Annotated in this window: 9 protein-coding genes, 1 pseudogene and 1 other annotated feature; of the genes and pseudogenes, 9 read left to right on the top strand and 1 reads right to left on the bottom strand. The window is 36.9% G+C overall.

Annotated elements, in window-relative coordinates:
* Window positions 1-54: 54 nt before the first annotated feature.
* A pseudogene (locus tag CP357_RS04390) lies at window positions 55-692 on the bottom strand (aminotransferase class IV); the annotation flags it as partial.
* 136 nt (window positions 693-828) lie between these two features.
* Between CP357_RS04390 and CP357_RS04385 the strand changes: the two are divergent.
* From CP357_RS04385 to xseA, 9 genes are all read left to right on the top strand, one after another.
* Window positions 829-2,196, top strand: coding sequence for a DUF2325 domain-containing protein (locus CP357_RS04385; protein WP_025005859.1), 1,368 nt, complete (start codon window positions 829-831; stop codon window positions 2,194-2,196).
* A 71-nt stretch (window positions 2,197-2,267) separates the two neighbouring features.
* Window positions 2,268-2,348 (top strand) — a sequence feature (ribosomal protein L21 leader region).
* A gap of 14 nt (window positions 2,349-2,362) precedes the next feature.
* A complete protein-coding gene (gene rplU, locus CP357_RS04380) occupies window positions 2,363-2,674 on the top strand; it encodes a 50S ribosomal protein L21 (protein ID WP_003627604.1) in 312 nt (103 codons plus the stop codon).
* An 18-nt stretch (window positions 2,675-2,692) separates the two neighbouring features.
* Window positions 2,693-2,983, top strand: a complete 291-nt coding sequence (gene rpmA, locus CP357_RS04375) for a 50S ribosomal protein L27 (protein WP_007125344.1) — start codon at window positions 2,693-2,695, stop codon at window positions 2,981-2,983.
* Window positions 2,984-3,095: 112 nt separating this feature from the next.
* Complete coding sequence (locus CP357_RS04370) at window positions 3,096-4,205, top strand: Xaa-Pro peptidase family protein (protein WP_098036632.1); 1,110 nt, start codon at window positions 3,096-3,098, stop codon at window positions 4,203-4,205.
* Between the two features lie 81 nt (window positions 4,206-4,286).
* Complete coding sequence (gene efp, locus CP357_RS04365) at window positions 4,287-4,856, top strand: elongation factor P (RefSeq protein WP_098036631.1); 570 nt, start codon at window positions 4,287-4,289, stop codon at window positions 4,854-4,856.
* Between the two features lie 17 nt (window positions 4,857-4,873).
* Window positions 4,874-5,305, top strand: a complete 432-nt coding sequence (locus CP357_RS04360; RefSeq protein WP_025005856.1) for an Asp23/Gls24 family envelope stress response protein — start codon at window positions 4,874-4,876, stop codon at window positions 5,303-5,305.
* A 7-nt stretch (window positions 5,306-5,312) separates the two neighbouring features.
* Entirely contained in the window at window positions 5,313-5,705 is a 393-nt protein-coding gene (nusB, locus tag CP357_RS04355; RefSeq protein ID WP_025005855.1) for a transcription antitermination factor NusB, read from the top strand.
* A 59-nt stretch (window positions 5,706-5,764) separates the two neighbouring features.
* Window positions 5,765-6,610: a bifunctional methylenetetrahydrofolate dehydrogenase/methenyltetrahydrofolate cyclohydrolase gene (locus CP357_RS04350; protein WP_087176429.1), complete on the top strand. Its 846-nt coding sequence runs from the start codon at window positions 5,765-5,767 to the stop codon at window positions 6,608-6,610.
* Complete coding sequence (gene xseA / locus CP357_RS04345; RefSeq protein ID WP_098036630.1) at window positions 6,607-7,950, top strand: exodeoxyribonuclease VII large subunit; 1,344 nt, start codon at window positions 6,607-6,609, stop codon at window positions 7,948-7,950. Before CP357_RS04350 ends, xseA begins: the two co-directional genes overlap by 4 nt.

The raw sequence follows: 7,950 nt of genomic DNA, 5'->3' as shown, positions 1-7,950 counted from the left end.
CCGAATGGACTTTTTATTTTTTATCAAGTGTTCAATTTAATTTTACAATCGGCGATCCAAATAAAGAGCATCCGCAAATCCATTTTTCTTGGCAATTAATGATGGCATTAAGCTGCTGGCATAATTACCGGCAGTTTTTGCTTGGCCAGTACCGGCTGGAGCTGCACGGTCGTAATCGCTGACCTCATAAGGCATTGGCTTAAGTCCTTTAATATAAGCTCCGACTGGAGTGGCATAAATTCTAAATTGATAAGTCTCAGATGGTGACACGCCGACAATTGGCTGCATCCCCATCATGAATGGGCGAATATAGAGCGTTCCGCCAGAACCATAAGGAGGAACAAAGTCTTGGTTAGCTTTAACAACCTCCTTAACGGCTTTAATAAATTCGTCTTCAGGATAAGGCTCCATTAATAGTCGTTTTGCAGAGTTAGCCATTCTTTTAGCATTTTGTTCAGGTCTAAATAAATTAATGCCATCATCTTTTCTGCGATAAGCTTTAAGTCCTTCAAAGACCTCTTGGCCATAGTGCAGTTCTTCAGCTGCTTCATTAAAGGTAATTGATGAGTCTTGGGTTAAGTGGCCGCCTTGCCATTTACCATCTTTAAATTCATCAACCCAGCGATAAGGCAAATCGTGATACTTAAGCCGAGTTTATTCCAGTCTAAGTCTTCGGGATGAGTTTTAGCCATAATTGTCCTCCTCGTTGTCTCAATATCATTTTTATTAGATTATAGTGAGACTTAACTTAAAAAGCAAAAGGTTTGATATATACTTAAAGTAAGTAAAAATAAAACAATATAGCTAAATTGAAAAAGTGGTGAAAATATGTACGATTATCGTAATAATATCAAAGTAATTTTAAATAAAACGGAGGCAGACGACAAAAGTTTAGCCAACAGTTTAAATGCCATCAAAGCAATTATTGCTATGGCTGATGGCGGAAATGTGGACAAACCAAAAGTAAAAAGCGCTCCAAAGAAAAATGCCAATACTCAATCAATTGCCCAACGAAATGCAGATTTGAAGCAATTTAAGCAACTATTGATGGGATTAACTAATTTAATCGAAACACCAGGGAATGAAAAAGCTAAGAAAACTTCATTGGAAGCTCTACATAAATTAACTTTTGTTCCTGGTGTGGGTAAACGTTATGGCAATGTTTTAGGCAAACTAGACCAAGCGATTCAAAAGTCAAAGACTACTAAAGAGGCAGTCAATAAAAAGATTTTTGAAGATGCGATGAAGCCTAAAGAGCAACCTAAGCGTGATTATCGTAAAGGTAGACGCTATACAGTTATCCGTGCACTTTCTGGTTGCAATTTAATTAATGATGATGGTCAAATTGTTTATCGCATTAAGGAATCACAAATTCATTCGCTTAATTTGAAAAGCGGAGATATTGTAGAAGCACTAGAAGATCGAGAGAATCCTCATTTTGAAGCTGAAATTTTGCGTGTTGTTGGCTATCGCAAATTACGTACGCGAGATTATGATCCTATTGAGGAATTTCGTTATGCGGTTGTGCAAGGTCGAACTGGACAATTGGCAATTACGCGTAATATTAAAGGACAAAAATTACGCATCAGAGGTAAGGCAATAACCATTCCAGTAGATTCAAGCTATTATCAAGGTGAAAATATTCATTTGGAAGATGGCTCAATTGTTGATTTAGCTTGGTATACTGGGGATGTTCGCATTAAGAAAAATCCTGCTGATGCCGTACAAATTCGCTGGATTTATCAAGTAGATCCACCTAAACAATCAGACCTTTCTTATAAGAAGAAAGACAAGAGCAAAGATAAAGCAGCAGAAGAATTAACTAAATTAGATATGAATCTGCACTATCAACGAGTAGGTATTGCAATTGGTGATAATCAAAACGAAGGAGTTTTAGAGGGAATAGTTAATCGTTATAATGGCATTCCGATTCCAATTGATGCCTTTGAAGGTAAAAAGAAGGTCATGGAACGCCAAATTAAAGATCTTGATATTGTGATTTTGATGACAGCATATGCTGCTCATGATGCGACTTGGAATATTCAAGAATTTGCTTCAAAATATGGGGTGAAATTTGCAGTTTCGTCATCAAAAGGTTATAGGTCATTTGAAAGAGCACTATATCGTGCGGAAAATAAATTACCTGCTTACGAGGGAACACAAACAATTGACTATAAAGAAGCAAAAGATAACTAATATCTGCTTTGTTTTTATTGATAAATTCTTTTTTAGGTAGTAAACTATAAGAGTTGTATTTGTGGAGACCTCCACATCTGCAACCGCACGGCTCGGGGTTAGAAGTCTTCTTGAGTAAGAAGCACCTCAGTTCGGCGAGTCTAAGTATTTTTTCGGAGGTGTACAAATGTACGCAATTATTAAGACCGGTGGTAAGCAATACAAAGTTGCAGAAGGCGACAGCGTATTTGTAGAAAAGCTTGATGCTGAAGAAGGTAGCTCAGTAACTTTTGACGAAGTTATCCTTGTTGCTAATGGTGACGACGTTAAGGTTGGTACTCCATTAGTAGATGGTGCTAAGGTAACTGCTAAAGTTGAAAAGCAAGGTAAGGAAAAGAAGGTTGTAACTTTCAAGTACAAGCCTAAGAAGCACTCACACAGCAAGTATGGTCACCGTCAACCTTACACTAAGGTTACAGTTGAAAAGATTGAAGCTTAATTCAGAGGTGAAATGATTATGAATATTTTAGGTATGAAATTATTTGCCCACCACAAGGGTGGCGGTTCTACTGCCAACGGTCGTAACTCAGCTGGTCGTCGTTTAGGCGCTAAGGCTGGTGACGGTCAAACTATCCACGCAGGTACTATTATTTACCGTCAACGTGGTACTAAGATTCACCCAGGCAAGAACGTAGGTCAAGGTGGAGACGACACTTTATTTGCACTTGTTAACGGCGTTGTTAAGTTTGAACGTCTTGGCAAGTACAAGAAGCAAGTTTCTGTATACCCAGCTGAAGAAGCTAAGTAATTCAGATATAAAATAAGGCGGGTAGCTAGTGCCACCCGTCTTTTTTTATGGTATTTTCCATAGCAGATTTAGTATAATTAATAAATATATTACGCAAAGAAGGTATCTGATTATGGAAAATAAAGAGGAATTACTTACATTAATTAACCATCGTATTAATCAAGTTACAGCTTTGATTAAGGAACATAACGCAGATGCTATGATTATCTTTAATCAAGCTAATTATCGTTATCTTACTAATTTTACCGGCGAAGAGGCACAATTAATATTGACGGCCAGTGGTGAGCGAATTCTTTTGTCAGATTCACGTTTTGCAGGACAAATTAAGGCGCAAGCTCCAGGTGAAATGAATGTAATAATGAAACATTCAAGTGACTATGAAGAATTGACTAAAGCCCTTAAGAAAATGGATATCAAAAAGGTTTTGGTAGAAGGCGAATTTGTTTCAGCTAGTGAATTTTCAAAATTAAAGGAATTAAATCCAGATCTTAATTTTGAAATGGTTGAAGAACTAGTCGAACGTGTCAGAAATGTAAAAGATGAACTTGAAATTGCTGCTTTACGCAAAGCTATTGATATATCAATGGAAAGTTTCAAAGGTATTTTGCCAATGATCAAGCCTGGCGTAAAGGAACGTGCAATTGGTGCTAAACTAGATTATCTTTTTAAAGTAAATGGTGGAGACGGCCCAGACTTTGAGACAATTGTTGCTTCAGGTGTGCGCTCGGCTTGGGCTCACGGCGTAGCTAGTGACAAGGAACTTGAAGAAGGCGATATGATCGTCATTGATTTTGGTAGTTTTTATCATGGTTATGCGGCTGATATTACTAGAACGGTTGCCTTAGGTGACGTTGATGAAGAAATGCACAAGATTTATGATATTGTCCATGAAGCACAGCGCCGAGGTATTGAAGCAGCCGTTGTGGGAAATACAGGCCACGATGTTGATAAGGCAGCTCGTGATTATATAACTGAGCAAGGTTATGGTAAATACTTTGGTCATGGTATTGGTCACGGAATTGGTCTTGAAATCCATGAATTATGTCAACCTGCTCTGCCTTTTAGGACAACTAAACTAGTTAATAATATGGTTCACACTGTTGAACCAGGGATTTATTTGCCTGATAAAGGCGGCGTTAGAATCGAAGATGATATTTTGATTCATGATCAAGCGCCTGAAACTTTATCTACTTTGCCTAAAGATGAGTTAATTTCATTATAGTTAATATTTTAATAGGCCGAAGTTATAGCCAAAACGGTCTAAGATTGGTAAGATAATAATTGTAGAAATGAGGGACTTATTATGACAATGATTTCAGTAAACGAATTCAAGAATGGCTTAACTATTCAATACAATAACGATTTATGGCGTATTGTTGAATTCCAACACGTAAAACCAGGTAAGGGTAGTGCATTCGTACGTTCAAAGCTTAAGAGCTTGAGAACCGGTGCTGTCCAAGAATATACTTTCCGTTCAACTGCAAAGGTTGAAACTGCAGATATTCAAACTAAGTCAATGCAATACTTGTACAATGACGGTTCAAGTTACGTATTCATGGATACTTCAACTTACGATCAATTATCTATTCCAAATGAACAAATCAAGGATGAAGCTAACTACTTGTTAGAAAACATGGTAGTTAACGTAATCATGCACGAAGGTGAAACTTTAGGTATTCAATTACCTAATACTGTTGACTTGAAGGTAGCTAAGACTGAACCAAACATCAAGGGTGATACTTCATCAGGTGGTGGTAAGCCAGCCACTATGGAAACTGGTTTGGTAGTTAACGTACCATTCTTTATTAACGAAGGTGACGTATTAACTATCAACACTTCTGATGGTACATACGTATCACGTGCAAATAAGTAGTTTTTTGAGGTAACAAAATGGCAGATAGTTCAAAAATTCTCTTAAGTGGTGAAGAAAACAGCGAACAAATTAAAATTGATCCAAGTGTTCTAGAAGTTATTTTGGGGATTGCTGCTGAAAAAATTGATGGCGTTGCTGGAATGCGTGGTAGCTTAAAGTCAGGACTTAATTGGGTTCTTGGCCGTGAAGATCACGGTAAGGGCGTTAACGTAAAAGTTGACGAAGATAATAAATTAATTGCTGATGTTTATGTCTACCTTGAAAGTGGCGTTAATGTTCCTAAAGTGGGAATGGAAATTCAAAAGGAATTGAAGGCTCAATTGTTACAAATGACTGACCTTGAACTTAAGTCAATCAATGTTCATGTGGTAGGCTTAGCTTTCCCAGAAGATGAAAATGACGCTGAAGAAAGTCAAACCACCTCAGAGCTGTTTCCGGAGGATGAATAGAGAGATAATGAACCAACACGAAAGTCGAAAAGTTGCTATGCAAGCAGTATATTTGGCTAATCAAGAGCCAGATTTAACTGCTGAAGATGTGGAAGCAAAAGTCGTCGCAACACTTAATTTAAAACAGCTTTCTGCCTATTCAAAGAAACTAATTGAAGGCGTACTTGAAAATCGTGAAGATTTGCAGTCTGAATTAACTAGTCATTTGAAAAAGGGCTGGCGTCTTGAACGTGTAAGTCAAATAGTTGTTGCTATTATGGAAGTTGCACTTTTTGAAATTAAGAATAGTGATGAAATTGATCCTAAGGCAGCAGTTAATGAAGCTTTAAATTTATGTGACGAATTTGCTGAGCCAAAAGAAAAACCATTTATTAATGGTATGTTAGCAAACTTTGTTTAATAACGATTGAATAGCCGGCAGCTTTGCCGGCTATTTTTTAGTAATAAGGAGAAAAAATAATGGAAAAAATTCTTGATGGTAAGGCATTTGCAAATTTATTAGGTCAAAATCTTAAAGAAAAGGTTAAGAAATTAAAAGATGAGGGAATAACGCCACATTTTTGCGTAATAAATATTGGGGACGATCCTGCAAGCAAAATCTATGTTCGAACTAAAAAGCGTCGTGCTGAAAAAATGGGTATTATCCAAGACATCTATCAAATGCCGGCTGATACAAAGCAAGAAGAAGCTTTAGCTTTAATTGATAAATTAAATGCAGATCCAGCAATCAATGGTTTAATGGTACAATTGCCAGCTCCTAAACAAATTGATGCGGATGCCTTGCTAGAAAGAATTGATCCTAATAAAGATGTAGATGGATTAACTCCAGCTAATATTGGTCATCTTTGGATGGGTAACCATTTTGTAGAACCAGCTACTGCCGAAGGGATCATTGCTTTACTTAAGCATTATGAAATTCCACTTGAAGGTAAAAACGTTGTAATTATTGGCCGCAGCAATATTGTAGGCAAGCCTTTAGCAGCTTTAATGTTGGAACAAAATGCTACAGTTACGATTGCGCACTCAAGAACTAAAAATTTGGGTGAAATTACTAAAAAGGCAGATGTTTTAGTTTCTGCAACTGGTCAGGCATTTTTAGTTAAAGCAGATATGGTTAAAGATGGTGCAGTTGTGGTTGATGTTGGTATGAACCACGTTGATGGTAAATTAGTCGGTGATGTAGATTTTGATAAAGTAAAAGAAAAGACCAGTTATATTACTCCTGTTCCAGGTGGTGTAGGTCCCTTAACTGTGCAATTCTTGATGGAAGCAGTAGTTAAATTGACTAGGAGACAAAATAAATGACCGATAATAAGTATTTAACGGTTACAGATTTAAATTATTATATTACGCAAAAATTTAAAAATGATCCTTACTTGCATAAGGTGTTTTTGCAAGGTGAATTGTCTAACTTTCGTTATCGTCGAAATTCACATCAGTATTTTTCATTAAAAGATGAAAAGTCTAAAATTAATGTGGTGATGTTTCGTTCCTACTTTGATAAGGTGAAATTCAAGCCTGAAGAAGGAATGAAGGTATATGTAGTTGGCTATGTTAGCGTTTATGGACCACAGGGCTCATATCAGTTTTATGCGGAGAATATGGAACCGGCCGGACTTGGAGCGCTTTATGAACAATTAAAGCAACTTCAAGCTAAATTAGCTAAGGAAGGCTTATTTAATCCAGAGCATAAAAGAAAACTGCCACGTTTTCCTGATAGGATCGCAGTCGTAACTAGTGCTTCTGGAGCTGTTATTCATGATATTATGGTGACAGCTAACCGCCGCTTTCCTCATGCGGAAATTGATCTATTCCCAGCACAAGTACAAGGCGATACTGCGGCTGATTCATTAGTTAAAGCCATGCGCCAGATTGCTGCACAAGGCGATAAATATGATGTCATGATTATTGGTCGTGGTGGTGGATCACTAGAAGATTTGTGGCCTTTTAATGAAGAGGAAGTAGTACGGCAAGTTTATGCAATGCCAATGCCGGTTATTTCATCAGTAGGACACGAAACAGATACTACTTTATGTGATTTAGTAGCTGATGCACGGGCGGCTACGCCAACTGCAGCCGCTGAGTATGCGACGCCTAATTTGGCAGATGAATTGGCAGGAATTCATCAATTACAGAGTCGGTTAATTGCAGGAATGCAAAATAATATTAGCCAAAAACGTGATCGTTTAAATCGAATTAAAAACTCTGTAATTATGAGAGAACCTACCCGACTTTATGATCAACAAATTCAACAAATTGATTTATTAAAGCAGCGCCTGCAAAATAGTATTCAAAATAAAGTGAATAATTCTTTGCAAAATTATCGTTTATTAAAACAGCGTTTGCTCAGCGTTAGTCCTGATAAGCAAATTGCAGGAATGAAACAACAAGAAAATTTTTTGACTAAACAGTTAAATGACAATATGCGTCATTATCTAAAGAGTAAGCGTAGTGATTTTAGTAAAGTAGTTCAACAACTTGATGATTATAGTCCACTTAAAACTTTAGAACGTGGCTTTGTTTATACTACTAATGAAGATGGAGAAACTATTAGTTCAGTTGATCAAATTAAAAAAGATGATCATTTAAATCTTCATTTTAAAGATGGACAAGTTACAGCAACAGTTACAGAGGTAAGGAAATAA

The organism is Lactobacillus sp. UMNPBX6, assembly GCF_002553975.1.
Taxonomy (GTDB): domain Bacteria; phylum Bacillota; class Bacilli; order Lactobacillales; family Lactobacillaceae; genus Lactobacillus; species Lactobacillus gallinarum.
Note: the sequence above shows the minus strand (reverse complement) of the source record. Positions and strands in the feature narration are given on the sequence as shown.